The organism is Methylobacterium sp. CB376 (assembly GCF_029714205.1).
Lineage (GTDB): Bacteria > Pseudomonadota > Alphaproteobacteria > Rhizobiales > Beijerinckiaceae > Methylobacterium.
Genome location: NZ_CP121648.1, coordinates 4219927 through 4244182, shown reverse-complemented (window position 1 = coordinate 4244182; position 24256 = coordinate 4219927). Strand labels below are relative to the sequence as shown.

General features: G+C 73.8%; 28 protein-coding genes and 1 pseudogene. 12 read left to right on the top strand and 17 right to left on the bottom strand.

Annotated elements, in window-relative coordinates:
• Positions 1-204 precede the first annotated feature (204 nt).
• Both QA634_RS19185 and QA634_RS19180 read left to right on the top strand, forming a co-directional pair.
• Entirely contained in the window at positions 205-417 is a 213-nt protein-coding gene (locus tag QA634_RS19185; protein WP_012333561.1) for a hypothetical protein, read from the top strand.
• Positions 418-562: 145 nt separating this feature from the next.
• Positions 563-751, top strand: a complete 189-nt coding sequence (locus QA634_RS19180; protein WP_012333560.1) for a hypothetical protein — start codon at positions 563-565, stop codon at positions 749-751.
• Positions 752-1043: 292 nt separating this feature from the next.
• Here QA634_RS19180 and QA634_RS19175 read toward each other — a convergent pair whose 3' ends face one another.
• Both QA634_RS19175 and QA634_RS19170 read right to left on the bottom strand, forming a co-directional pair.
• On the bottom strand, positions 1044-1313 hold the full coding sequence (locus tag QA634_RS19175; protein WP_012333559.1) for a hypothetical protein: 270 nt from the start codon (positions 1311-1313) through the stop codon (positions 1044-1046).
• Complete coding sequence (locus tag QA634_RS19170) at positions 1310-1519, bottom strand: hypothetical protein (protein WP_050777497.1); 210 nt, start codon at positions 1517-1519, stop codon at positions 1310-1312. Before QA634_RS19170 ends, QA634_RS19175 begins: the two co-directional genes overlap by 4 nt.
• Before the next feature lie 214 nt (positions 1520-1733).
• On the opposite strand from QA634_RS19170, the gene QA634_RS19165 reads away from it, so the two are divergent.
• Both QA634_RS19165 and QA634_RS19160 read left to right on the top strand, forming a co-directional pair.
• The gene (locus QA634_RS19165; RefSeq protein ID WP_012333558.1) at positions 1734-2387 is read left to right on the top strand and encodes an SGNH/GDSL hydrolase family protein; all 654 of its coding nucleotides are present in this window, start codon (positions 1734-1736) and stop codon (positions 2385-2387) included.
• Entirely contained in the window at positions 2384-2695 is a 312-nt protein-coding gene (locus QA634_RS19160) for a hypothetical protein (RefSeq protein WP_012333557.1), read from the top strand. Before QA634_RS19165 ends, QA634_RS19160 begins: the two co-directional genes overlap by 4 nt.
• A 391-nt stretch (positions 2696-3086) precedes the next feature.
• Here the strand turns inward: QA634_RS19160 and QA634_RS19155 are convergent, their stop codons facing one another.
• Positions 3087-4133, bottom strand: coding sequence for a YihY/virulence factor BrkB family protein (locus QA634_RS19155; RefSeq protein WP_012333556.1), 1047 nt, complete (start codon positions 4131-4133; stop codon positions 3087-3089).
• Between the two features lie 97 nt (positions 4134-4230).
• Between QA634_RS19155 and QA634_RS19150 the strand changes: the two genes are divergently transcribed.
• Complete coding sequence (locus QA634_RS19150) at positions 4231-4719, top strand: OsmC family protein (protein WP_012333555.1); 489 nt, start codon at positions 4231-4233, stop codon at positions 4717-4719.
• Between the two features lie 12 nt (positions 4720-4731).
• A complete protein-coding gene (locus QA634_RS19145; protein ID WP_012333554.1) occupies positions 4732-5103 on the top strand; it encodes a YybH family protein in 372 nt (123 codons plus the stop codon).
• 33 nt (positions 5104-5136) lie between these two features.
• Here the strand turns inward: QA634_RS19145 and QA634_RS19140 are convergent.
• The 6 genes and pseudogenes from QA634_RS19140 to QA634_RS19115 form a co-directional block, all read right to left on the bottom strand.
• A pseudogene (locus QA634_RS19140) lies at positions 5137-5597 on the bottom strand (YidB family protein).
• 54 nt (positions 5598-5651) lie between these two features.
• A complete protein-coding gene (locus QA634_RS19135; protein WP_012333552.1) occupies positions 5652-5924 on the bottom strand; it encodes a hypothetical protein in 273 nt (90 codons plus the stop codon).
• The gene (locus QA634_RS19130) at positions 5921-7096 is read right to left on the bottom strand and encodes an aminotransferase class V-fold PLP-dependent enzyme (protein ID WP_012333551.1); all 1176 of its coding nucleotides are present in this window, start codon (positions 7094-7096) and stop codon (positions 5921-5923) included. The genes QA634_RS19135 and QA634_RS19130 overlap by 4 nt, the downstream gene beginning before the upstream one ends.
• 68 nt (positions 7097-7164) lie before the next feature.
• On the bottom strand, positions 7165-7398 hold the full coding sequence (locus tag QA634_RS19125; RefSeq protein ID WP_012333550.1) for a hypothetical protein: 234 nt from the start codon (positions 7396-7398) through the stop codon (positions 7165-7167).
• Positions 7399-8221: 823 nt separating this feature from the next.
• Entirely contained in the window at positions 8222-8869 is a 648-nt protein-coding gene (locus tag QA634_RS19120; RefSeq protein ID WP_012333549.1) for a glutathione S-transferase family protein, read from the bottom strand.
• A gap of 21 nt (positions 8870-8890) precedes the next feature.
• Positions 8891-9778, bottom strand: coding sequence for a transporter substrate-binding domain-containing protein (locus tag QA634_RS19115; RefSeq protein WP_012333548.1), 888 nt, complete (start codon positions 9776-9778; stop codon positions 8891-8893).
• Between the two features lie 117 nt (positions 9779-9895).
• Between QA634_RS19115 and QA634_RS19110 the strand changes: the two genes are divergently transcribed.
• On the top strand, positions 9896-11794 hold the full coding sequence (locus QA634_RS19110) for a glycosyltransferase family 2 protein (RefSeq protein WP_012333547.1): 1899 nt from the start codon (positions 9896-9898) through the stop codon (positions 11792-11794).
• Here QA634_RS19110 and QA634_RS19105 read toward each other — a convergent pair.
• Positions 11735-12328 carry an SCO family protein gene (locus QA634_RS19105; protein ID WP_012333546.1) on the bottom strand — a complete coding sequence of 198 codons (594 nt, stop codon included), beginning with the start codon at positions 12326-12328 and terminating at the stop codon, positions 11735-11737. The genes QA634_RS19110 and QA634_RS19105 overlap by 60 nt on opposite strands.
• Positions 12329-12512: 184 nt before the next feature.
• Between QA634_RS19105 and serA the strand changes: the two genes are divergently transcribed.
• Complete coding sequence (gene serA, locus QA634_RS19100; protein ID WP_012333545.1) at positions 12513-13760, top strand: phosphoglycerate dehydrogenase; 1248 nt, start codon at positions 12513-12515, stop codon at positions 13758-13760.
• 68 nt (positions 13761-13828) lie between these two features.
• Complete coding sequence (locus QA634_RS19095) at positions 13829-14065, top strand: hypothetical protein (RefSeq protein ID WP_012333544.1); 237 nt, start codon at positions 13829-13831, stop codon at positions 14063-14065.
• Between the two features lie 68 nt (positions 14066-14133).
• Here the strand turns inward: QA634_RS19095 and QA634_RS19090 are convergent, their stop codons facing one another.
• From QA634_RS19090 to QA634_RS19060, 7 genes are all read right to left on the bottom strand, one after another.
• A complete protein-coding gene (locus QA634_RS19090; RefSeq protein WP_012333543.1) occupies positions 14134-14373 on the bottom strand; it encodes a hypothetical protein in 240 nt (79 codons plus the stop codon).
• A gap of 447 nt (positions 14374-14820) precedes the next feature.
• Positions 14821-17055 carry a TolC family protein gene (locus tag QA634_RS19085; protein WP_283026712.1) on the bottom strand — a complete coding sequence of 745 codons (2235 nt, stop codon included), beginning with the start codon at positions 17053-17055 and terminating at the stop codon, positions 14821-14823.
• 155 nt (positions 17056-17210) lie between these two features.
• Positions 17211-17720 (bottom strand): MaoC family dehydratase, encoded by a 510-nt coding sequence (locus tag QA634_RS19080; protein WP_012333540.1) that lies wholly within the window; start codon positions 17718-17720, stop codon positions 17211-17213.
• Positions 17692-18564, bottom strand: a complete 873-nt coding sequence (locus QA634_RS19075) for a beta-ketoacyl-[acyl-carrier-protein] synthase family protein (RefSeq protein WP_265576377.1) — start codon at positions 18562-18564, stop codon at positions 17692-17694. Before QA634_RS19075 ends, QA634_RS19080 begins: the two co-directional genes overlap by 29 nt.
• Positions 18564-18884, bottom strand: coding sequence for a beta-ketoacyl synthase N-terminal-like domain-containing protein (locus QA634_RS19070; protein ID WP_265576376.1), 321 nt, complete (start codon positions 18882-18884; stop codon positions 18564-18566). Before QA634_RS19070 ends, QA634_RS19075 begins: the two co-directional genes overlap by 1 nt.
• Complete coding sequence (locus QA634_RS19065; protein ID WP_012333539.1) at positions 18881-19174, bottom strand: acyl carrier protein; 294 nt, start codon at positions 19172-19174, stop codon at positions 18881-18883. Before QA634_RS19065 ends, QA634_RS19070 begins: the two co-directional genes overlap by 4 nt.
• A gap of 902 nt (positions 19175-20076) precedes the next feature.
• Positions 20077-20307, bottom strand: a complete 231-nt coding sequence (locus QA634_RS19060) for a hypothetical protein (RefSeq protein WP_150108688.1) — start codon at positions 20305-20307, stop codon at positions 20077-20079.
• On the opposite strand from QA634_RS19060, the gene QA634_RS19055 reads away from it, so the two are divergent.
• Genes QA634_RS19055 through QA634_RS19045 form a run of 3 tightly spaced genes read left to right on the top strand, consistent with a single transcriptional unit; the run spans position 20297 to position 24170 of the window.
• Positions 20297-20743, top strand: coding sequence for an LpxL/LpxP family acyltransferase (locus tag QA634_RS19055; RefSeq protein WP_150108687.1), 447 nt, complete (start codon positions 20297-20299; stop codon positions 20741-20743). The two genes, QA634_RS19060 and QA634_RS19055, sit on opposite strands and share 11 nt — an antisense overlap.
• On the top strand, positions 20740-22047 hold the full coding sequence (locus tag QA634_RS19050; RefSeq protein ID WP_012333535.1) for an HlyD family secretion protein: 1308 nt from the start codon (positions 20740-20742) through the stop codon (positions 22045-22047). The genes QA634_RS19055 and QA634_RS19050 overlap by 4 nt, the downstream gene beginning before the upstream one ends.
• Positions 22047-24170 carry a peptidase domain-containing ABC transporter gene (locus tag QA634_RS19045; protein ID WP_012333534.1) on the top strand — a complete coding sequence of 708 codons (2124 nt, stop codon included), beginning with the start codon at positions 22047-22049 and terminating at the stop codon, positions 24168-24170. The genes QA634_RS19050 and QA634_RS19045 overlap by 1 nt, the downstream gene beginning before the upstream one ends.
• The last annotated feature ends 86 nt before the right edge of the window (positions 24171-24256 follow it).

Below are 24256 nucleotides of genomic sequence, written 5' to 3'. Positions count from 1 at the left end.
GATCCCGATGACGTCCGGCATGTCGTGAAAACTTGAATGTATCCTGCGGAATTCGGCTCGTCGCGACGGTCACGCGAACCCGCAGACCCCGGACCAAGGTACGAGAGGTGGCAGCGCTGCCCAAGTGTGCAGGCGCTGTTCGGCCCCTTGTCGCCGGCATCGGCAGGCAACACACCTAGGAGAGCGTTCAGCCGGAGGAACTTCATGCCGAACCGGAGCTATATCGTGCGAAAGACACACGATGGCTGGAGCGTTCACGCGGCCAAGACGAATGAACCAGTCCGCCTGAATGGGCGAGAGCAGACCGGCATGTCGCGCGAGGCTGCGGCCGAGCTTGCGAACTCTCTTGAAATGCTCGCGGTCGTGCAGGAATTCCGCGACGAGCGCCCGGTCACCAACCCGTACACTCTCCATTGAGGGGCCGGCGCGCGAGCACCCGGCGGAGGATTCGGACCTCGCGGCCGGAGCGCCGGGCCCGGTGCCGGTCGGCGCCGGGCCGCACGCCCTCGGCCGGGCCGCGTGCTAGCCTTCCGGGTCTCGATCGACCCCGGAGGAGGGTGACATGCATCGTGAGCAGCCCACGCCGCGCCCGCGCCGGGACGAGCTTCGGGACGACGCGCTCGATCACGTGGCGGGCGGTGCCGGGTCGCAACAGGCTCCCGTCGGCGCGCGACCGACCGGCGCGGGCGCCGGCAGAGCGACGTTCACCCCCTTCACGATCACGAGGCTGAACGACAAGGCGACGCCGTAGCGGGCCAAAGAAATGCCGGCGCGGGCATGGCCCGGCCGGCAGTGGGACCGAAACGGGAGCCGGATGGCTCCGACGGTCCCAATGCGGGGTCGCGCCGGCGCGTTCGCGCGCGGGGGCGGAGATCCGTTCGCCAGCGTACCGAAGCGCTGCGGGCTGCCCGCGGCGCCCGGCGGCCCGGCGACGGCCGAGCCCGCCCGGAGCGGAGCCCCTGCGCGGCCGCGCGGCGCTCGAGCGAAGCCGACATCCGCATGGCCGAAATGGGAGATGGCGACGCAATCCGCCGGATGTCGCATCAGGGCTCGCGCGGGTGCTGCGCCTCGATCGCCGCGGCGAGATCCGCGTCGGCGACATCCTCCTCCCACCCGGCGGGCAGGCTCAGCCGGACCGAGTGCGCGCCGCCCGAGGGCGTGCACACCACCGCACGCCTCCCGTCATCGCGGCGCGTCGCGAGGGCGCGATCCGCGGTCTCGGCGCGATCCGCGGTCTCGGCGAGACCCGCATAGGCTTCGAGGCAGGTCCAGGCGGTGCCGTCGCCCGTGGTCACGCTCCGCTCACGCGTCATGGATTCGTCCCGGCGATGGCCGCCGGCGCCGCGAGGGAGGCGCGGGCCGAGCGGTGATGGATGAAGACGCCGCCCGCCCCCTCCCGGAGGTGGCGGTGGCGCGGCGCGTCGTCGACGAGGACGTCGCCCGCCCGGCAAGGGTGCCGCTTGTCGGCCGTCATGCAGGTGATGATCCGCGTGCCGGGGAAGTGCCGGGCCGCGCCCATCGCCGCTTCGGCGCCCGGGCCAGCGCGGCCCAGAACCGGGCGAGGCCGTGGCGGCGCTCGGACTCCCGCGGCGGGCAGCCGCGCACGCGGGTCGCCCCCGCGTCGACATCCGCCAGCACGCCGTCGCAGTCGAGGGAGAGGTGCATGGAACAGGGCAACGCCCTCGCGCGCTGGCGGATCCCGGGCCCGCCCCGTCCGCCCAGGCGAGAGGTTCATGCACCACGTCGTCCTCCTCGGTGATTCGGTCTTCGACAACGCCGCCTACGTGGGCGGCGGTCCGGACGTGGTGCGGCAGCTGCGCGCCGCCCTCGCGCCGGAGGGACGGGCGACGCTCTGCGCCCTGGACGGCGCGGTCCTGGCGGACGTCGCGCGGCAGCTCGCGGGGGTCCCGCCCGACGGGACGCACCTCGTGGTCAGCGCGGGCGGCAACGACGCCCTGCGGGCCTCCGCGCTGCTCGTCCGGCCGGCCGGCTCGGTCGCCGAGGCGGTCGGCGCCCTCGCCGACGCGCGCGACGGGTTCCGGGCCCAGTACCGCGCCATGCTGGACGCGGTCCTGGCCCGCGGCACGCCGACCTGCCTCTGCACGATCTACGATCCGCGCTACGCGGACCCCGCGTATCGCCGCGTGGCCTCGGCCGCGCTGGCCGTGCTCAACGACGTCGTCACCCGCGAGGCCTGGGCGCGGGATCTGCCGCTGATCGACCTGCGCGTCCTCTGCGACGAGGACGCGGATTTCGCCAATCCGATCGAGCCCTCGGTCCGCGGCGGCGAGAAGATCGCGGCCGCGATCGCCGCGCTGGTCCGGGGCGAGCCGGTGCGCCGCGCCCCGCGCCGGAGCGGCCCTGAGCGGGGAGATGCGAGCCGATGAGCGCGACCCTGGTCCAGATCCTCCTCCCCCTCTCCGACAACGAGGGACGCCCCTTTCCGGGCTCCGCCTATGCGGGCGTGCGGGACGAACTCGCCGGCACCTTCGGGGGCGTGACCGCCTACAGCCGCGGCCCGGCCGAGGGCGTCTGGCAGGACGGGAAGGGGCGGTCGCACGACGATATCGTGGTATTCGAGGTGATGTGCGACGACCTCGACCCGGCTTGGTGGGCGCGGTACCGGCGCGAGCTGGAGGCCCGGTTCCGCCAGGACAGCATCGTGGTGCGCGCCCAGGCGATCCGGCTGCTCTGATACGCTTCTCCGGACGATCACGTCCGGACAGCGTCTGCCAAGCCCGCGCGGCGCGTGAGCGAAGCCCCAATCCGCCATCCCGAAGGGATCGAGCGGATTGGGTATGCCAAGCCCGCGCGGCGCGTGAGCGACGCCGACATCCGCATGGCCGAAATCGGAGATGGCGACGCAATCCGTCGGATGTCGCATGAGAGACCAAGGACCTGTCGACGTCCGTCACGCCGACCCTGCCGGAACCCGAGCGATGGCCCGAGGCCACCGGCCTCTCTGGCCCGCATGACCGCGAAGGTCAGACCACGGCCGGGCGATGCCGGCAGCCGGGCGGAGCACGGTGTCCCGGCCTCGGCCCGGCACAAGACCCGAACACTCCCGAAGCCGGCCGCACGCGACCTCACTCGTGGCTCGGGCCGACCGTGTCGGCCGCGTGGGCGTCGCGGGTGCCGAGGGGCTTCGGCCGGCCGGTCGTGCTGTCGCGCACGGTCTGCCGCTCCATCTCGGCGTTCAGCTCGGCCCCGAGCAGCACGATCACGATGGAGAACCAGATCCAGGTCATGAAGCCGACGCCGGCCCCGAGCGACCCGTACATCCGGTTGTAGCTGTCGAAGCGCGCCACGTACCAGGAGAAGAGCGCCGAGGCGCAGACCCAGAGCAGCGCGGCGATGCCGCTGCCCCAGGTCACCCAGCGCCACTTGGCCTCGTGCCGGCTCGGGCCGTAGCGGTAGATCGCCGCGAGGCCGAGGCTGACCAGGACGAGGAGCGCCGGCCAGCGCAGCAGGCGCAGCGCCGCATCGCTGGCGTAGGATTGGAACCCGACCTGGTTGAGCACGACCGGCAGGGCCACCACCATGCCGGTCGCCACCAGCGCGAACAGGACGCCCGTGAGGGTGAACAGGAAGGTGGTGGCGTAGAAGTGCAGGAGCGGGCGCTTCTCCCGCTCCTTGTAGATGACGTTGAGCGCGTCGAAGAGGGCGCTCACCCCCGAATTGGCGCTCCAGAACGCGACGAGCAGGCTCACGCCCGAGGCGGCGCCCAGCGCGCCCGTGCTCTTGCCGGCCACCCGGCTGAGTTCGGCCGCGAGGAGGTCGAGGACGGCCTGCGGCAGCAGCCCGGTGAGCAGGCTCAGGTGCTTGTAGATGGCGCCCGGATCCGCGACGAGCCCGTAGAGCGACACGATCAGGGCGAGCCCCGGGAAGACGGCGAGCAGGGCGAAGAAGGCGACCCCGCCCGCGGTCGCGAGCACGCGGTCCTGCGGCACCGACCAGGCCACGCGCCAGAGGATGTCGCCCCAGCCGCGCGAGGGGATCTCCGAGGGCTGCGCGGCCGTGCGGCCGCGGCCGGGCTCCCGGGCCCGGGCGAGGGCCCGCTCGCGCTCGGCCGCGTCCGGCCGGCGCGTGCCCACCGAGCGCCAATCCTGCCCGCCCTCATCGTCCGTCGCCATCGGCGAAAGGCCCCGCCCGTCGAGAGAACCGGTTCGGCCCTGCGGAGTTCACCCAGGTCGGATCCGCCCGACGATCGTCCCGCCCCAGGCCGCCGCGATGCCGGACCCGTTCGACGTCTCCTTGAAGCACCTGAAGGGTTACCAGTTCCTGGTCGATTTCGGGACCGGGCTGCCGGACCTCCTGACCGACGAGCCCAACCCGATCGGGACGGGCGAGGGACCGAGCCCCGAGCAGATGCTCACCGCGGCCGTGGCGAACTGCCTGTGCGGGAGCCTCGTCTTCGCCCTCGGCAAGTACCGCCAGGAGGTGCGGGGCCTGGGGGCGACGGCGCGCTGCCGCGTCGCGCGCAACGCCGAGGGCCGCCTGCGGGTGGAGGCGATCGACGTCGAGATCGTCCTCGCCCTGGAGGCGGTCCAGGCCGACCGCCTCGACAAGGTCCTGTCGCAGTTCCGCAAGTTCTGCACCGTCTCGGAGAGCGTGGAGGCCGGGGTGCCGGTCCGCGTCACGCTGCGCGACGGGGCGGGCGGGCGCCTCGCCTGGCCCGCCGGCGATCCGCCCGCGGAGGCGGGCCGTTCCACGCCGTGAGGGAGTGCCGTGATGCAAGACACCGACCGCGAGCGCGCCGCCGAGCCCGAGGCGCTCACGCGCCTGTTCCTGGCGCGCGCGAATGCCGGCGACGTCGAGGGACTCGTCGCGCTCTATGCCCCGGAGGCCGTCCTGGCGGTCGGCGAGGTGGTGGCGCGCGGGCACGAGGAGATCCGCCGCTTCTACGAGGGTCTGCTGCGCAAGCGCTCCCACTTCCCCCCGGTCGAGACCCTGCCGGTCATCCGCACCGGGCCGGTCGCCCTGACGATGGCCCGCTCGGGCCGCGGCTCCCTCTCGGTCGAGGTCGCCCGCCAGGGAGAGGACGGGGCCTGGCTCTGGGTCATCGACCAGTTGAAGGTCGAGGCGGGCCCTCGCCAGGAATGAGCCGCGGCGCGGGGGCCGCGGCCCCCGCCCCGGTCAGTAGGACGGCACCCGGCCGTCGGGCGTGTAGCGGTCGACCGCCTGCGGGAGGTCGCGCGACAGGCGCTCGAGGAGTTCCTCCCGCGGCAGGCCGGTGCGCTGCGCCAGCACCTGCAGCACGTCGGGGCCGATCGCCTGTTCGAGCTGCTGGGGGCTGATCGGCTGGTTGGGGCCGTGACCCACCCAGGATTGCGCCACCGGACCCTGCCCGGCCTGCTGGAAGCGCTCCAGCATCTCGCCGAGGCCGCTGTGCAGGAAGCCGCCCGGGCCGCCCCCACCGCCGCCCGCGCCGAGGCCGCCGAGGAAGCCGCCGAGGCCTCCCCCTGCCCGGCCGGGGCGGGGGCCGGCGCGGTCTGGGCCCCTCCGCCGAACATCTCGGCGAGCTTGTCCCGGTTCTGGTAGCCTGCCAGCGCGAGGAGGCCCAGAAGGGCCGTCATGGACGGATAGCCGTCGCTCATGTCTGCCTCTCCATCTCGGTGGCGCCGGCACGATCCGGCGCAGGGGCCTCTCGCTCAGTAATTGTAGTCGCGGCGGGGCGGGCGGCCCGGGCCGTAGCCGCCGGGTGCGACGCGGGCGCCGTAATCGACCTCGCGGCGGGCGTTGCGGGAGGCAATGTAGCGGCCGCCGAGGCAGCCCGCCACCGCACCGACGACGCCCCGGTTGGCGAGGTAGTGCCCGGCCACGCCGCCGATGATGGCGCCCTTGATGCAGCCCTTGGCCTCGGCCGCGCCGATGCCGAGGGCGCTGACCACGATCGCCGCCGCTGCCGTTCCCGCGAATCTCATTCCGCTCTCCTGTCCGTGAGAGCTGGGGAACGGCCCGCGCGGCCCTCCGTTCCGCCCGCCACGCCGTCGCGCAGCGCGTGGAGGAAGCGGGCGATGTCGGCCTCGTCGGCCCAGACGTGCGGGCTCAGGCGCAGGCGGCCGAGCCGGGCGCTGGCGAAGACCTGCCGCTCCCGCAGGAACGCGACGAGGCGCTCGGCCTCGTCGCCGGGAAGGTGGATGCCGAGGATGTGCGGGGCGCGCAGGGCGCGCGGCGGCACCGGCAGGCCGAGCGCGGCGCATCCCTCCGCCAGGAGGTCCGTGAGGGCGCGCAGGCGCGCCGCGACCCCGGCCACGCCCCAGCCGGCGATCAGCCCCATGCCGGCGGCGGCCATCGGCAGGGCGACGGGATCGTCGCGCTCGCCCCTGTCGTAGCGCCGCGCCCCCGCGGCCGCTTGCGGCCGGTTGCCGCTGTTCTCCTCGAGCGGCACGCCGTCCTGCCGATGCGCCGCCGCGTACAGGAAGGCGAGGCTGTAGGGTCCCAGCGCCCACTTGTAGGTCGGGAAGGCCAGGAAGTCGGGTCGCAGCCGGGCGACGTCGATCGGGACGGCGCCGGCCGCCTGGGTGGCGTCGACGACCAGGGCGGCGCCCGCCTCCCGCAGGGCGGGCGCGAGCCGGTCGAGGTCGATGAGCGCGCCGTCCGCCCAGTGCAGCGGCGTCAGCGTCGCGACGCCGACCGGCGGCGCGCCGGGGCGCGCGATCGCGCGCGCGAGCGCCGCCGTCCAGTCGCCGTCCTCGGGCCGCGCCACCTCCTCGACGACGAGGCCGCGCGCCTGCGCCAGCCGGTCCCAGGCGTAGCGGTGCGAGGGGAACTCGTCGGCCACCCGCAGGACCCGGCTGCCCGGCGGGGGCGAGAGGTTGCGGGCCGCCGTGGCCATGGCGTGGCTGACCGATCCGACGATGGCGACGTCCGCGGGGCCCGCGCCGATCAGGGCGGCGGCGGCCGCCCGGGCCTCCTCCGCCCAGCCCGCCGCCCGCTCACGGGGATGGGCCCAGGGTCTGACTTTGGTGAGCATGCCGGCCTCGCCGGCCTCGCGGACCGGCCGCGGGATCGGGGACCACGCCGCGGCGTCGAGGTAGCTCACCGCATCGGGGATCTCGAACAGGGGGCGCTGGCAGGGGAGCGGCTCGGTCATGGGCGTCCGGGATCTCCTCGGTGCGTCGCGGTCGCCCGCGCCTCGGCGCTCGGCCCGCGCCGACGCCCTCACCCCTGCATCAGGGCGGCGGCGAATTCGCGATCGGCCTCCTCGACCTGCTGCGCCAGCAGCCGCAGATAGCTCGCCGTCGCCACCGATCCGTGGCGGTCGACGTAGGTCTGGAACGCCACTTCGCTCATGGTCTCGAGGGCGACGGCCTCGTCGCAGCCCTTGCTCACGAGGTGCTCCAGCGCGAAAGCCCACGCTTGCTGGGCGCGCTCACGCTGCTCGACGATGCCCATGCCGCCTCACAGGGATGAGAATGCTCGGACCGCATGATGTCGGGCAGGCATGGTTAACAGGTCGTTAACGTCTCGCCCGCGCCCCGGCACGGCGGCGGGGCGGCGTGACGCCACCCCGTGGCAGCCCCCGGCGGCCGCCTCCAGCCCGGAACCGGCATTCGACGCAAAGCGAGACGACCGGCGAGACGACCGGCGAGACGACCGGCGAGACGACCGGCGAGAGACGAGACCCATCACGCGCCCTCGCGCGACGGCGGGCAATCCCGCTGATCTCTCCGCTTCCCCAGGCGGAATGCGGACCCGGCCCGGACCGCAGGCCTGAGCTCGGACGGCGCGTCGCACAGGCACTGCCCTCCGACGGGCCGGCCCGTCGGCACGGGCGTCGGGTTCTGCCTGATCGACCGAGCGAAGCTCCCCTCGTGCCGTTCTTCACGGCGTCCCGCCGGAACCCGGAATCTCGGATCCGGCGACAATTTTAGATGTCGCCCCAACGGCAAGATGAAAAATTCAGCGCAAGCTCGGCATCGGAGCCACGCGAGCCGCACGCCGATGACACGCTCAGGGACAGCCGAGAGAGCCCTCAGGGTCATTCACCGGGAGGGCGAACTGCTCCGTCACGGGCTCGCGGCGATCTGGACGGCATGTCTGGGCTACGCGGCGCTGCGGGCCGCGCGGCACCTCCTCGGCTGACGGGCGGCCGGTCGGGGAAGGCTTCGGATCGGCGCGCCCTCGGGCCGTTTCGGGAGAGCGGCGAGGCGAGCGACGGCGGCGGGCGCCGGTCACGCGCCCTGCACCCAGGCCAGGCACCGCTCCCACGGACAGCTTATGCGGGTAGCGCCAAACCCTCGCGGGCGAACACCCTCTGCACGGCGGGGCGCGCGGCCATCCGCCGGGCATGGGCGGTCCAGTGCGGGAACAGCCGCGCCATCTCGTAGCCGAGCGCCGGGCCGCGGCCCCAGATCCAGAACACCAGCAGGTAGGGGTCGGCCACGCTGTAGCGCTCGCCCAGGGCCCAGCCGCCGCGCGACAGCCCGACCTCGATCATGGTCCAGAGGTCGAAGCAGGCTTCCCGGCCCCTGGCCTGCACCTCGGCGATCGCCGCCTCCTCGCCGGCGTAGCGCTCCGCCCGCCGGACATGCGCGTAGGCGACGTGCACCGTCGAGGCGAGCCAGGCGAGCCACTCCGCGCAGGCCGCCTCCCCGCGCGGGTCCTCCGGCCAGAGACCCGCCTCGGGGAAGCGCCGGGCGATGTAGCGGAGCACGGCCGGGTTCTCGGTCAGCACCCAGGCCCCCTCGGCCAGCGCCGGCACCCGGCCCTTCTGGTTGATCGCCAGGTAGGAGGCCTGCCGCTGCTCGCCCGCCGCGAGGTTCACCCGCACCGGCTCGAAGGGCGCCCCGGTCTCCTCCAGCGCGACGTGCGGCGCCAGCGAGCAGGCACCCGGGGAATAATAGAGGCGCAGCGTCTCGGTCATCGCATCCTCCTCGGGGCGCGGTCAGAACGGGCTCACGGGAAAGAACCGCAGGTAGAGTTCCGCGTATTTCCCCTCGTCCCACAGGCGCTGCAGCGCGTCGTCGAGGGCGCGGGCGAGCACCTCGTCCTCCTTGCGGGTGACGAGGCCGATCCCCTCGCCGAAGTAACGGTTCTCCAGGTAGTCGCCCCCCGCGAAGGCGCAGCATCCGGCGGCGTCGACGCCGCCCAGCCAGAGGGCCAGCGCCACCCCGTCCGCGAAGAGGTAGTCGATCTCCCCGCGCTTCAGCGCCGCCTGCGCCGTGCCGAGGTCGGGAAAGCCGCGCGGGGTCGTGCGGAAGAACGCCTTCAGGTAGGCCTCGTGCGCGGTCCCCGCGACCACGCCGACGCTGCGGGTCGCGAGCGCCTTCGCGTCGGGCGCCGGCAGGCCCTTGTCGGCGCGGACGACGAAGCGGGCGGGCCAGCGGAAATAGGGCCGCGTGGCGAGGAAATTCGCGCGCAGGGCCGGAGTCAGCGGGATCGCGGCCGCCACCACGTCGCCCTCCTTGGCCGCGAGCGCGTCGAGCAGCGTGTCGAAGCGGCGCGCCTGCACCGTGCAGGTGAGGTTGAGCTTCTCGCAGGCCGCCCGGGCGAGTTCGACCGAGAAGCCGGTCGGGTTCCCGTCCGGTCCGGCGAAGTGCAGCGGCGGGTACTCGTCGTCCGTGATGAAGCGGACGGCGCGGCTCGTCTGCGGCGGCTCGGGCCGCTCCAGGCGCGCGCGGGGATTCCAGAAATTCGGGATCGTGACCGGCTCGGCCGCCCGGCCCGCGCCGCACCAGAGGGCGAGCGCCAGGACGGGCGCCAAGACGGGCGCCAAGACGGGCGCCAAGTTGGGTGCCGAGACGAGCCGCGTCCATCGCTTCCCTTGCGTCATGTCTCTCCCGGCCGTAAACCATCCACCAAGCGTGCGCGGGGCTGCCGGTTCGCTGCCGGCCAGGGGCTCCGTCCCACGCCGCTCGTGTAGCACGATCGATCGCCGCCGGGAGCCCGGGTGCCCTTCGCAGTGCCGGCCGCAGCGCATGCCGACGTCAGGCCCGAACTCTCCTTCCTCCGGGCCGAGGGCGTGCCGCTGGACGTCCTGACCCTGGCCGGGTGGATCGCCCGCTGCAGCGGAACCGACGGCGCCACGGCGCTGATCCGCAGCGGCCTGATGAGCGAGGAGGCCTATTACCGCGCCCTCGCGCGCGCCCTCGGCGCGCCCTACCTCGCGGGGGCGATCGCCCTCGGCCCGGGAGCCCGCTACCCGGAGAGCATCCTGGCGGGCGTGGCGCCGCTCCCGCCGGGCGGGGGTCCGGCCCTGGTGCGCGCCCCGCGCGGGGCCGAGATCGGGCACCTGCTCGCGGGCGGCGCCCGGGCCGGATCGGGGATCGCGATCACCGCGCCGGGCCAGCTGCGGGCGGCGGTGCTCGAAGCCTGCGCGCCGCAGGCGGCGCGCCAGGCCAGCGAGGCCCTGCAGCGCGCCGCGCCCGACTGGGCCTACCGGCCGGGCCCGAGCCCCGGGCAGTGCCTCGCCGCCTGCCTCGCGCTCGCGGCCGTGCCGCTCCTGTGGGACGCGCCGGGCAGCGTGCAGGGGGCCGCGGCGGCCGCCGTCAGCCTCCTGTTCCTCGGCATGACGGTCTTCCGCCTCGCCGCCCTGCTCGTGCCGCCCTGCCCGCTGCCGGACCTGCCGCGGGCCGAGGATGCCGACCTGCCGGTCTACACGGTGCTGGTCGCCCTCTCCCGGGAGGCCGCGATCGTGCCGGACCTGATCGCGGCCCTGGCGCGGCTCGACTACCCGGCCACCAAGCTCGACGCGAAGATCGTGATCGAGGCGGACGACGCGGAGACGGCCGGGGCGCTCGCCGCCCGCGCCCTGCCGCCCTGGATCGAAGTCATCGTCGCCCCGCCGGGCGAGCCGCGCACGAAGCCGCGGGCGCTCAACGTCGCCCTGCCCCTCGCCCGCGGGACCTACCTCGCCGTCTACGACGCGGAGGACGAGCCGCACCCCCTGCAGCTGCGCGCGGCGGCCGCGCTCTTCGCGCGGACGTCCCCGCGGACGGCCTGCCTGCAGGGCCGGCTCGTGGTCGACAACGCGGAGCAGTCCTGGCTCACCCGCTGCTTCGCGCTCGAATACGCGGCCCTGTTCGACGTGCTCGTGCCGGCCCTGGCGGCGTGGCGGCTGCCGATCGCGCTCGGGGGCACCACCACGCATTTCCGGACCGAGGCGCTGCGGGCCGTGCATGGCTGGGACGCCTGGAACGTCACCGAGGACGCGGATCTCGGCCTGCGCCTGAGCGCGGCCGGCTACCGCGTCGGCGACCTGCCGCTCCCGACCGGGGAGGAGATGCCGAGCCGCCCGGGGCGCTGGCTGCGGCAGCGGACCCGCTGGATGAAGGGGTTCGTGCAGACCACGATCACCCATGCCCGCCGGCCCGTCGCGACGGCCCGCGCGCTGGGCGTGCTCGGGACGCTGGCCGCGCTCGCCCTGGTGCCCGGCGCCGTCGTCTCGGCCCTGGTCTACCCGGCCGCGCTCCTCGTGGCGGGCTGGCGCCTCCTGGTGCAGCCCGCCGAGCCGGATCCGAGCTTCTGGACCAACATGGTCACGGCGCTCGGGATCGAGCTGTTCGGCGCCGGCTTCGCGGCGATCGCCCTGCCCGCCCTGCTCGGCTGCCTGCGCCGCGGCCGGCCGGACCTGATCCCCTGGATCGCCGCGCTGCCGGCCTACTACGTCCTCGTCAGCCTCGGGGCGTGGCTCGGCCTCGCCGAGTTCTTCGTCGCGCCGTTCCGCTGGAACAAGACCGAGCACGGCCTCGCCCGCGCGGCCCGCCGGAGGCGCCGGGCCTCGACCGCCTCAGAGCTGGCGGGCGAACTCCGCCGCGGCATCCGCCGCCGGCCGCATCAGGTTGAGTGACCCGACGAAGTTGTTGCGCGCGTCCATGATGTAGACGAGCGCCGTGTGCTCCATCGTGTAGTCGCCGTCCTTGAGCGGCACCTTGCGGCTGTAGACCCGGTAGGATTTCAGCGTGCCGGCGACGGCCTCGGGCGTGCCGGTGAGGCCGACGATGCGCGGGTCGAAACTCGCGAGGTACGCCTTGAGGGCTTCGGGCGTGTCGCGCTCGGGATCGACCGTGATGAACAGCGCCTTGGCGTCGCGGCCCTTCGGCCCGAGCGCCGCGAGCACGTCCGAGATCTGCTGCAGGGTCGTCGGGCAGACGTCGGGGCAATGGGTGAAGCCGAAGAAGACGAGGTGCGCCCGCCCCGCCACGTCCTTGTCGGTGACGGGGCGGCCGTCCTGGTCCACGAGCGCGAAGGGGCCGCCGACGCCGCTCGCCGGGACGGTCGGGCGGCCGAGCATCGCCGAGGCGGCGAGGCCGAGCGCCGCGAGGCCGAGCACGAAGGCGACGAGCGGGATCGCCGCGCGGCGCATGGCGGGGGAGAGGGGCATGGCGGGTCCTCGCGCGAAGGAATAACGCCGCCACACCACGGCGGGGCGGCCGCCGCAACGGGGCACGCCGTCGCCCCGCCGCCCGCGCAGCCCAGCCCTGCATCGCGCGGGGTCCGGTTGCGCCGCGCCCTCGCCTCTCCTATCGGTCCGGCCCTGCGCCCGCGCGCCCGACGAGACGACCCCGATGGCCGACAAACTCTCCTTGCCGAAGGACAAGATCCGCGTCCTTCTCCTCGAAGGCATCAACGACAGCGCCGTGTCGCTGCTGAACGCCGCCGGCTACACCAACGTCACCCGCCTCGCGAAGGCGCTCGACCCGGCGGACCTGCGCGAGGCGCTCAGGGGCACGCATCTCCTCGGCATCCGCTCGCGCACGCAGCTCGACGAGGGCGCCTTCGAGGCCGCCGACCGGCTGATCGCGGTGGGCTGCTTCTCGGTCGGCACCAACCAGGTCGACCTGCAGGCGGCGCGCCGGCGCGGCATCCCGGTCTTCAACGCGCCGTTCTCGAACACCCGCTCGGTGGCCGAACTCGTCATCGGCGAGATCGTGATGCTGCTGCGCCGCATCGTGCCGCGCTCGGTCTCGGCCCATGCGGGCGGCTGGGACAAGTCGGCGGCGAATTCCTTCGAGGTGCGCGGCAAGACGCTCGGCATCGTCGGCTACGGCAATATCGGCTCGCAGCTCTCGAACCTCGCCGAGGCGATGGGCATGCGGGTGATCTTCTACGACCTCACCGACCGCCTGCGCCACGGCAACACCGAGCCGGTCGAGACCCTCGACGACCTGCTCGGCCAGAGCGACGTCGTCTCGCTGCACGTGCCCGAGACGCCCGCCACCCACACCATGATCGGCGAGGCGCAGATCCGGGCGATGAAGCCCGGCGCCTACCTGATCAACAACAGCCGCGGCACCGTGGTCGACCTCGACGCGCTCGCGGGCGCGCTGCGCGACGGCCACCTGCGCGGCGCGGCGGTCGACGTCTTCCCGGTCGAGCCGAAATCGAACCAGGAGCGCTTCGTCTCGCCGCTCCAGGGCCTTGAGAACGTGATCCTGACGCCGCATGTCGGCGGCTCGACCGAGGAGGCGCAGGAGCGGATCGGCGCCGAGGTGGCGCGCAAGCTCGTCGACTACTCGGATATCGGCTCGACGTTCGGCGCGGTGAATTTTCCGCAGGTTCAGCTCGCCGCGAGGCCGCTCGGCACGCGCTACATCCACGTCCAGCGCAACATCCCGGGCATGCTGCGGCGCCTGAACGACGTCTTCGCGCGCCAGGGCATCAACATCGCGGCGCAATTCTACCAGACCGACGGCGAGGTCGGGTACGTGGTGATCGAGACCGACGCGGTGGAGGGCGACGCCGAGGCGCTGCTGGAGGAGATCCGGCAGCTCGAGGGCACGATCCGGGCGCGGCTCCTCTACGAGCGCCGCTGAGGCGCGCGGCGGCCGGAACCGGCGGGAGGGCGGCGGCTTGATCGCTCGCCCGTCCCGGAGGCCCGACCATGCCGATCCGCGCCCTTCTCGCCCTCAGCCTGACCCTCGCCGCCGGCGCGGCGGCCGCGGAAGGCGCGACCCCGACCTCCTCCTCGCCGGAGCAGTGGCAGCGGGAATGCGCCTCGCGCGCCGACGCGCTGAAGCTCGGCGGCGGCGAGCGCGACACCTACCTGCGCGAATGCGTCGGCGGCGAGCGCCTGGACAGCCAGCCCTCGCCCGAGAAGTCGGCCAAGCCGTCGCGCTGAGGCCCGGGGCGGCTTCTCGGGGGACCGGGATGGTCCGGCGATCGCGTCTCGCCAGCCCCCGGCAGCCGTCACCAGCCCGGGACGGGGCGAGCCGGGACCTGCGGCGCGGGCGCGCTCGGCCAGGAGAGGCCGCCGCTGAAATGCCAGCCCTTGCCGTCGTGCGTCGCCACGACGGGGGGCAGCGGCGCCGTGGGCCGGATCGGGAACGGGGCGCCGCCGCTGACCTCGTCCAGGCTCTCGTCGCCGAGTTCCCGGTCCCGCGCCTCGCCCGCGAGCTCCGTGGCGAGGGTTGCCGTGAAGACGCTCATCCTTCTCTCCCGCTCGTTCCGGCGCGGCGCCGCTTCGATGGGGAGACCATCGCGCCCCGGAGCCCGAGCCGCCGTGCGGTCCGGCACGGGATCGACAGTGCGCGATCGGATTGCCCGATTCGGCCGGTGCACGCGAACCAGTCCCGGCCCGGGCCGAAGCTTGGCCGACACGAAGCTTGGCCGACACGAAGCTTGGCCGACACGAAGCTTGGCGGGTGAGCCGGGCGGCCACGCCCGGCGGCCGCCCGGGGCCCGCGTCATGCGCTGTCCGGACGATCACGTCCGGACAGCGTCTGCCAAGCCCGCGCGGCGCCTGAGCGAAGCCCCAATCCGCCATCCCGAAGGGATCGAGCGGATTGGGTATGCCAAGCCCGCGCGGCGCGTGAGCGAAGCCGCCATCCGCATTGCCGAAATGGGAGACGGCGACGCAATCCGTCGGATGTCGGATCAGTCCTTGAGATCCTTCTCGATGTCGGCGAGCAGGGTGAGGTGCTCGCGGATCTGGGTCCGGGCGAGCTTGGCCACCGCGAGGTTCTCGCGGTCCTTGCCGCCGGCGAGGTAGGCTTCCTGGATCCTGAGCAGGGCCTGGTGGCCCTCGATCTGGCCGCGGATGTACTCGAGGTCGAAGGCCTCGCCGGCCTTGGCCTGTTCCAGCTTCTCCAGCTTCGCCTTGCCGCCGGCGTCGATCTGGCCTGTCACCTCGGGTTCCGCCGGGGCCTTCACCTGGCCGCTCGCCGGCGTGCCCTGGTCGCGCATCGCCTTGAGGACGTCGGCGATCGTCTCCTGCTCGGCGACCTCGAAGCGGGCGAATTCCTTGACGTCGTCGTCCTTCGCCTTGGTGAGGGCGAGGCGGCTCGCCGCGAGGGCGAGGGAGCCGGCGGCGAGCGTGTCGGCGATGTGCTTGGCCTCCGCCTCGCCGATGCGGGCGCCCGCATTCCCGGTGGCCTGGGACGCGGAACTGGGCGCGTTCTGCGCGAGGGCCGTGCCGATCAGCGACGGGACGGCGACGAGGGTGGCGAGGGTCGTGAGCGCGAGACGACGGTCCATGGGGCCTCTCGAACGGTTGCGGGCGCGCCTGAGCGCCGGGACCGGCACTCGCGCCCGGCCCAACCGCGCGTCCGGGGCCCCGGTTTCAGCGTCGCCGTCCAGGTCGGGTGCGACCGGAGCGCGCGACGGCCGCTCACCACGGGCGCGGGCCGGCCCCCGCGGCGGCGACCGAGACGCGCCCCGGCCCCTCCCCGAGGCCCGCCGCGTCGAGGCTGCCGCGCAGGAAAGGCGGGCCCTCGGGCTCGCCCCCGGCGAGGGCGGGGGCAGGGCGACGGGGCCGGGCGGCAGCGGCGGCGGCAGGGTGTCGAGGCGGCGGAGGCCCGGCCCGTTCAGGCCCAGCAGCCCCGCGGCCGCGGCGAGCTGCAGCGTCAGCGCGTCGCGCTCCGTGACCACCGCCGCCGCGGCGACTTCGGCGTCGGCGAGCTCCGCCCGCAGGTTGAGCTCGTCCAGGACGGTGCGGAACCCCGCCCGGCGCTCGACCGAGAAGCTCCGCACCGTCTCGCGCAGGCGCCGGACCCGCTCCAGGAGCCGCTCGGCCTGCTCGCCGATCGCCCGGCGCCGGGCGTGCAGGGTGCGGGCCGCCGTGAGCGTCGTCAGCTCAAGGTCCTGGGATTCGTAGGCGCGCTGCAGCGCGAGGGCCGAGGCCTCCTCGATGCGCGGATAGGCGCCGGGCTCGTAGAGCGGCAGCTTGGCGACGAGGCGCGTCGTGGTGTCGTTGATCTGGTCGAGCGCCTGGCTGTAGTTGAGCACTGCCGAGCGGGAGAATTGCAGGTTGACCTGGGGCAGCAGCTCGGCCCGCGCGGCCCTGGCCTGGGCGCGGGCCGCGCCGGCATCGAGGCGGGAGGCCGCGAGGTTGGGATTGGCCCGCTGCACCAGCGCCGCATAGGCGTCGGCGCTCGCCGGAAGGTTCGCGGGCAGGCGCGGCTGCGCCATCCGCTCGGGCTCCATGCCGGTGAGGCGGCGGAATTCGAGCCGCGAGGCGGCGAGGTCTGCCCGGGCCCGGTCGCGCTGCGCCTGCGCCGCGTCCTCGCGCGAGCGCGCGAGCGCCACATCGGTCTGGGTCGCGTCGCGGACCTCGAACTGCCGCTCGGCCTGCTGGCGGATGCGGGCGACGGCGGCGACCTGCGCGTCCCGGTAGGCGAGGCTCCGCGCGTCGCGCAGCACCGCGAGGTAGGCGACGCCGGTGTCGAGCAGCACCTGCTGGCGCTTGCCCTGGCTGACGAAGCGCCCGGCCTCCGCCAGGCCCGTCGTCGATTCGAGCGTGTGCCAGCGCTTGAACCCGTCGAAGAGCGGCAGGTCGAGCTTGAGGCCGAGCTGCGTCGGCGCGCTGCGGGGCGTCGAATCGATGCCGATCTGCGTCGGCGCCGCGTTGGGCGAGTAGCTGTACTTGCTGTCGAGGGGCCTGTCGGCCGAGAAGCTGATGCTCGGCATGAAGGCGTCGAGGGCGCCGCGCCGGCGCGCCTCGGCCCCCTCCTGGCGCGCGCGGTCCGCCTTCAGGGCCGGGCTCTGGTCGAGGGCCGCTGCCCCGGCGGCGTCGAGGCTCTGGGCCGCGCCCGGTCCCGCCGACCCGCCGGCGAGCGCCGCGGCGAGGGCGAGGACGGCGCATCGCTCGAACGGGATGGGGCGTCGCGACATCCGGCCTTCCGCAGCAGAGGGCCGACGCGCGGACAATCCCCGGAACGGGATGACCGAGGGTCGGCGCCCAAGACCTTGCGCAAATCATGCTTAAGACCGTCTTAAACCCCAGATTCCGGGGCGGGCCGGGCAGAGGACGCGGCCCCGCGGCGGGCTCAGGCGAGGACGAGCAGGAGCGACAACTCGGCGGTGAGCACCGGACGCGCGCGGCCCTGCGCCTCCAGGGTGGCGCGCAGGCGCAGGGCCGCGCGGCCGTCCGGCAGCGCGGCGACCCGCGCGAGTTCGTAGCTGCCCCGCAGCAGGCTCCCGGCCGGGACCGGCGCGAGGAGCCGCACCTGATCCGCCCCCATATTGACCACCGCGCGCACGGCCGGGTGCGGGGGCAGGGCCTTGGCGGCGAGGGCGCCGGCGAGCGCCAGGGTGAGGTAGCCGTGCGCCACCGTCCCGCCGAACGGGCCCTCCGCGGCGGCCCGGACGGGGTCGACGTGGATGAACTGGTGATCGTCGGTGGCCGCCGCGAAGGCGTCGATGCGGCCCTGGTCGATGGCGGTCCAGGGGGAGACCGCGACGATCGTGCCGATGCGCGCCCGCAGGGCGTCGACGAGCGAGGCGGCGTCCCCCGGCCCGGCGGGCGGCTCACGCGGCGCGGAAGACGAGGCTGGCATTGAGTCCCCCGAAGGCGAAGGAGTTCGAGAGCGCCGCCGGGATCGGCATCGGGCGGGCCGCGCGCGGGATCGCGTCGAAGGCGAGGTCCGGGTCCGGCTCGGTCAGGGTCTTGGTCGGCGGCGCCACGCCGCGCCCCATCGCCAGCACCGTCGCCACCGCCTCGATCGCGCCCGCCGCCCCTAGCGCGTGGCCGGTCGCGCCCTTCGTGGAGGAGGTCGGCGGGATGCGGTCGCGGCCGAACACCGCCCGCATCGCCTCGATCTCGGTGCGGTCGTTGCTGCGGGTGCCGGTGCCGTGGGCGTTGACGTAGGCGACGTCCGCGGGCGCGAGCCCCGCATCCGCCAGGGCCTCCCGCATCGCCTGCGCCATGCCGGCGGCGCTCGGCGCGACGATGTCGCCCGCATCGGCATTCGCCGCGAAGCCCGCGAGGACGGCCCGCGGCCGCGCGCCCCGCGCGCGCGCGTGGGCCTCGCGCTCCAGCACCAGGATCCCGGCGCTCTCCGCCAGGACCAGGCCGTCCCGGTCGCGGGCGAAGGGGCGGCAGCCGGTGCGGCTCAGGATCTTCATCGCCTCCCAGGCCCGCAGGGTGCCGTAGGAGAGCGGCGCCTCGGTGCCGCCCGCCACCACCACGTCCGCGAGGCCGGCGCGCAGCAGCAGGAGCCCCATGCCGAGGGCGTGGCTGGCCGAGGCGCAGGCGCTCGCGGTGACGAAGCACGGCCCCCTGAGGCCGAAGGCCAGGGAGACCCAGCTCGCCGAGGAGCTCGTCATGGCGCGCACCACCGAGAACGGGTGCGGGCGCTTGCCGTCCACGAAGACGCGCCGGTACTGCTCGTCGAGGCTCATCAGCCCCCGCCGCCGTTGCCGAGGACGACCGCCACCCGCCCGCGATCGACCGCGCCCTCGCCGAGGCCGGCATCCGCGAGGGCCGAGCGGGTCGCCGCCACCGCCAGGAGGGCGGCCCGGTCGCAGGCGCCCGGGTTGGGGACCGGGAGGTCCGCGAAGTCGATCGCGGCGTCGATCTGTCCGACCGGGATGTCGCCCTCGGGATATTCGCGCGCCGGCGTGAAGCAGCTCCCGGGCGAGACCAGGCTCGCCCAGAAGCTCTCGGGGTCGAGGCCGCCGGGCGCGGCCACCCCGAGCCCCGACACGACGACCCGGGTCACGCCGCCTTCTCCTTCGAGGCCAGCGCGCCGCGGATCAGCGCGATCACGTCCCCGAAGGTCATCTCGCCGATCGGCCGCTCGTTGGCGTTGAAGCTGACCTCGACGCCGAAGCGGTCCTCCACCTCGAAGACGAGTTCGACGAGATCGAAGGAATCGATCTGCGCCTCCTCCATCGTGGTGGTCAGGGACCAATCGGCCCCCTCGTTGCGGGCCTGCTTGCGGACGATCTCGAGCAGGATGCGCTCGATATCTCCGGTGGAGTATGCCGAAGCGGAAGGAATGGTCTGCATGGCCGGTCTCTCAGATGTCGTGACCGGCATTCTCAATGAGGCGGCGCCTTGGGCAAGTTCATTAACGCGAAAGTAACGGGTTTCGCGCCCAATGGTAAACGACGGACAGGAAATGACGGCTCCGACGAGCGGAGTCGGTAGTTTTCCGCGCTTGAATGCTGTCAGGTGACGTGGTGGAAACGGGCGGCGGTCGACAGAGACCGTGCGGCGGGGCGGCGCCCCGTCTCCCCTGACAGGAGAGATCATCATGACGAAGCTCGACCTCGCGGCCCTGAAGGCGATCTCCGGCGGCACCTGCGCCCCGGCCCCGTGCCCCCCGCCGGCGAACGACTGCAAGAAGGATTGCGGCAACAGCAAGTGCTCGTGATCTGAGCGCGCCCCACCCCGCCTCAGGGCGGGGTACCTCGTCCGATTCCGACCGGAGACATCACCGTGAAGACGCTCGACCTCGCCGCCCTGAAGACGATTTCCGGCGGCTGCGACACCCCCGCCCCGTGCCCCCCGCCGAAGAACGACTGCAAGAAGGATTGCGGCAACAGCAAGTGCTCGTGATCTGAGCGCAGCCGACGGCCGGCCCTGCCCGTCGCGGCGGCCGGCAGATCCCGCCTCCGGCCCCGCCGGCGCGGGTCCGCGCCCTTCCGAGACGGACCGCAGGACAGGCCCCCATCGCGATGACGCCCACCCGCACCGAGCTGTTCGCGGCCCGCCTGCCGCTGCGCGCGCGGCGCCGCGCGGTGCGGGCGAGCTGGCGCCTCGCCGTGCTGCGGGGCCGGGCCGGGACGCTCGGGATCGCGGAGGCGCTGGCCCGCACCCTGCGGGTTCCGGCCCGCGAGGCGCGCCGCCTCGACCGGGAGGCGGTCTTCGCCGACCGCATGACCAGCCTCGAATGGCTCGCAATCCTCTCACGGTCGCGCGAGGCCCTGGTGGCCGACGCCGCCCACGTCACCATCCTGGAGCGCGGGATGCTCGAGCGCGTGGCGGCGGGCGCCCGGCCGGTCATCCTGGCGCCGCTGCACATGGGCAGCTTCGCCCTGCCCTTCGCGCGCCTCGTGCACGACGTCTTCCCGGGGCGGCGCATGCTGATCCTGCGCGCGCGAGGATCGCGAGAACGAGACCCGGGTGATGCGCCGCATCTCGGAGATCGGCACCGACATGCGCTTCCTCAACGTGCGCGACAAGCAGGACTACATCGACGCCGTGCGCTTCGCCCGGGCCGGGGCGGTGATCGTGTCCTTCGTGGACCTGCCGGCGAGCTACGGCGGCCCGGTCGACACGACGCTGTTCGGCCGGCCGGCGCGCCTCGCCATGGGGCTCGACGCGCTCGCCCGGCTGACCGAGGCGACGGTGGTGCCGCTGGCGGTGCGCTCCCGCCTCGACGGGGACGTGGTGGCGCCGGGCCGGCCCTTCGAGGTGGCCGAGTCCGGGCCGGAGGCCAAGGCCCGCGTCACCGACCTCGTGCGCCGCCACATCGAGGCATCGGTGCTGGCGGCGCCCGAGCAGTGGTTCATGTGGCAGCGGCTCGGCGAGTTCCTGGCCGCGCCCGAGGCGGCGCAGGAGAGAGCCGCGTGAGTGCCGCCCCCCTGCCCGCCGCGGCGCCGGAGGAGGAGGAGCCGGCCGAGGCCGCCCCGCCCCCGCGGCCCGCCGCGCCGCTGCTCGCCGAGACGATCGACCTGCGGCAGAACCGGACCACGCTGTTCGCCACGCTCCTCGTCGGCGCCACGGTCTGCGCCACCCTCGGCGGCCTCTGGTTCGGGCGCTTCGCCCAGACCGAGAGCGTGCGCGGCGTGGTCGCGGCGACCGGCGGCTTCGTGCGCCTCGACGCGCCGCGCGCCGGCGTGGTCAGCCGCCTCGCCGTGACGCAGGGCGACCGGGTCGCGGCCGGCAGCCCGGTCTACGCCCTGCGCCTCGGCGCCGCGACCGCGGGCGGGGAATCGGTGGCGGAGGCCGAGATCCGCAACCTGCTCCAGACGCGCCGGACCCAGGAGGCCGAGGCGGCGGCCGCGGAGGCCTTCATCGCCCAGGCGACGCGCCAGCAGAAGGCGATCGAATCGGATCAGTCCCGCTTCTACGCCGGCCTCGACGCCCAGTCCCGCCAGGTCGCCGCCGCCGCCGACAAGAGCCGCGCCATCGTGCGCCGGGTCTCCGCCTACGTGAAGGAGGGCTACGCCACCCGCGACGTCCTCGAGGCGCGCGAGCGGACGACCTACGATTACGAGCGGCAGCTCGCCGAGATCGAGCTCCGGCGCCTCGAATACCAGCGCCAGGACACGGAGCGCCGCCGCGCCTACGAGACCCTGGTGGCCACCAAGCAGAGCCAGAAGGCCGCCGCCCGCAGCCAGATCGAGAGCATCGACAGCCGGATCGCCGCCCTGCGGACCGAATCGGCCCTGGAGATCCAGGCTCCCAGCGCCGGGACGGTGCTCGCCCTCGGGGCGAAGGTCGGCGATTCGGTCAGGTCCGGGCAGCTCGTCGCCGCGATCGGCGACCCGGCCGCCGCGCCCCTGATCGTGGTCGAGGCGCCCTCCCGCGCGGTCGGCCTCGCCAAGGTCGGGCAGCGGGTGATCCTGAAATACGACGCCTTCCCGTACAAGACCTTCGGCATCCATCACGGCACCATCACGTACATCTCGGAGGCGGCCGTGCGGGCGCCGGTCACCGAGGGGCTGCCGCCCGAGGCCGGGCTCGATCCGCGGCCGGTGCCGATGCAATCCGCCTACCGGATCGAGATCCGCCCCGACCGGGCGGATGTCGACGCCTACGGCGAGAAGGTGCCGCTGAAGATCGGCGCGACCCTGTCGGTCGACATCGTCGTCGAGCGGCGGCGCCTGATCGACTGGGCCACCGATCCGATCCGTGCCTTGAGGGGGCGCTGATGAGCCGTCGCGTCGGGGAGCGGATCCGCCGGGTCCGCACCGTGCTCCAGGCCGAGACCATGGAGTGCGGGCTGGCCTGCCTCGCCATGGTGGCGAATGCCCACCGGCACGACATCGACCTGCCCTACCTGCGCTCGCTGTTCCCGGTCTCGCGCCGCGGCATGAGCTTCGCGGAGATCGTCGAGGTGGCCGGCCAGATCGGCCTCGACGCGCAGGGCCTGGGCATCGCCCAGGTCGACGAGCTCGGCAAGCTCGCCTGCCCGGCGATACTCCACTGGGACGGCAACCACTTCGTGGTGCTGGAGAAGGTCGCCCGCGGGCAGTTCCACATCCACGACCCGGCCTTCGGCCCGCGGATCTACGCCCGGGAGGACGTGGAGCGCCACTTCGCGGGCGTCGCCCTCGAATTCTCCCGCCGGGTCGATTTCCGGGCGATCCGCGCGGCCCGCGCCTCGACCTTCTGGGCGGTGTTCCGCTCCTGCCGGGGCGTCGAGCACACGGTCGCGATGGTCGCCGTGATGTCCTTCGCGACGACGCTGTTCGCCCTGGCGACGCCCATCTTCCTGCAGGCCGCCGTCGACACGGTGATCCCGCAATTCGACCTCGACCTCCTGAACGCGGTCGCCGTCGGGCTGATCCTGTTCTCGGGCTTCGAGGCGGCCTCGCGCTGGCTGCGCGACGTGGTGACCCTGCGCACCGCCACCCTGTTCGAGGTGCACTTCACCCGCAACGTCGTCGGCCACGCCCTGCGCCTGCCGCTAGGCTTCTTCGAGGCCCGGCATCCCGGCGACCTCATCACCCGCCTGTCCTCGATCGACCAGATCAAGACCTTCCTGATCAGCGGGTTCGTGTCGTCCCTGGCCGACGGCATCATGTCGGTGCTGCTGATCGCCATGATGTACTATTACTCGCCGTCGATGGCCGCGGCCTCGCTGGCGACCCTGGTGATGGCGGTGGCGATCCGCTTCGCCACCTATCCGCGCATCGCCCGCACCACGACCGAGACCCTGGAGGCGCGCTCCGAGGAGCAGATGCGCCTCCTCGACGGCCTCAAGCAGATCGCCGCCCTGAAGGCCGGCAACACCACCGAGTTCTTCGCGCTGAAGTGGCTCGACAGCTTCTCGCGCTTCGCCAATGCCAGCTACCGCTCGCGCCGCTACGCGATCGACGCCGATTTCGCCCTGCACCTCGTCTTCATGCTCGGCACGGTCGCGACGCTCTACATGGGCGTCACCGACGTCATGAAGAGCACCCTGTCGGTGGGCGTGCTCTACGCGTTCTTCTCGCTGAGGACGTCGTTCTTCACCACCATGAACACCCTGATCATGAGCCTCCTGCAGATCTCGGTGATGCGGGTGCATTACGAGCGCCTCGACGACATCCTGTACGAGGCGCCCGAGCAGGCGAGCGAGCGCAGCAGCATCGACCGGGCGATCCGGCGCGGCGTGGCGCTGGAGGGCGTGCGGATCCAGTACGGGCGGGGCGAGAAGCCGCTCATCGACGGGATCGACCTCACCCTCGACGTCGCCGCGGCCGAGTCGGTCGCGATCCTCGGCCCCTCGGGCTGCGGCAAGTCCTCGCTGCTGCGGGTGCTCGCCAGCCTCGCGGAGCCCGCCCAGGGGCAGGTGCTGGTGGATGGCCGGCCCCTGGCGCAATTCGGCCTGCACGAGTACCGGGCGAATATCGGCTGCGTCTTCGCGGACGACCGGCTCTTCGCCGGCACGGTGGCGGAGAACCTCGCGATGTACTCCCCCGACATCACGCGGCTGCAGATGGAGGCGGCCCTCTCGGTGGTGGGGCTGCGCGACGAGGTCGAGGCGCTGCCGCAGGGCTACGCCACCTTCGTCTCCGACGAGAGCAACCTGCTCTCGACGGGCCAGCGGCGGCGCCTGATCCTGGCCCGCGCCCTCTGCCGCCGTCCGCGCCTGCTGCTGCTCGACGAGGTCACGGCCAATCTCGACCCGGTCTCGGAGGCGAAGCTGGTCCAGGCCCTGGTCCGCGTGCCCGCCGCCAAGGTCTTCGTGACCCACAGCCCGCACCTCCTGCCCTTCGTCGGCCGGGTGCTCAAGGTCGAGGGCGGCCGGCTGGTGGAGATGGAGGGCCCCTCCGCCCGGGTCGCCTGATCGCAACGGTCACGTCTCATGACCGTGGGTTCCGTTCTCGAATCTTCGTCGGGCCATCGGCTCGTGCCGAACACGCGAGAGGGGTG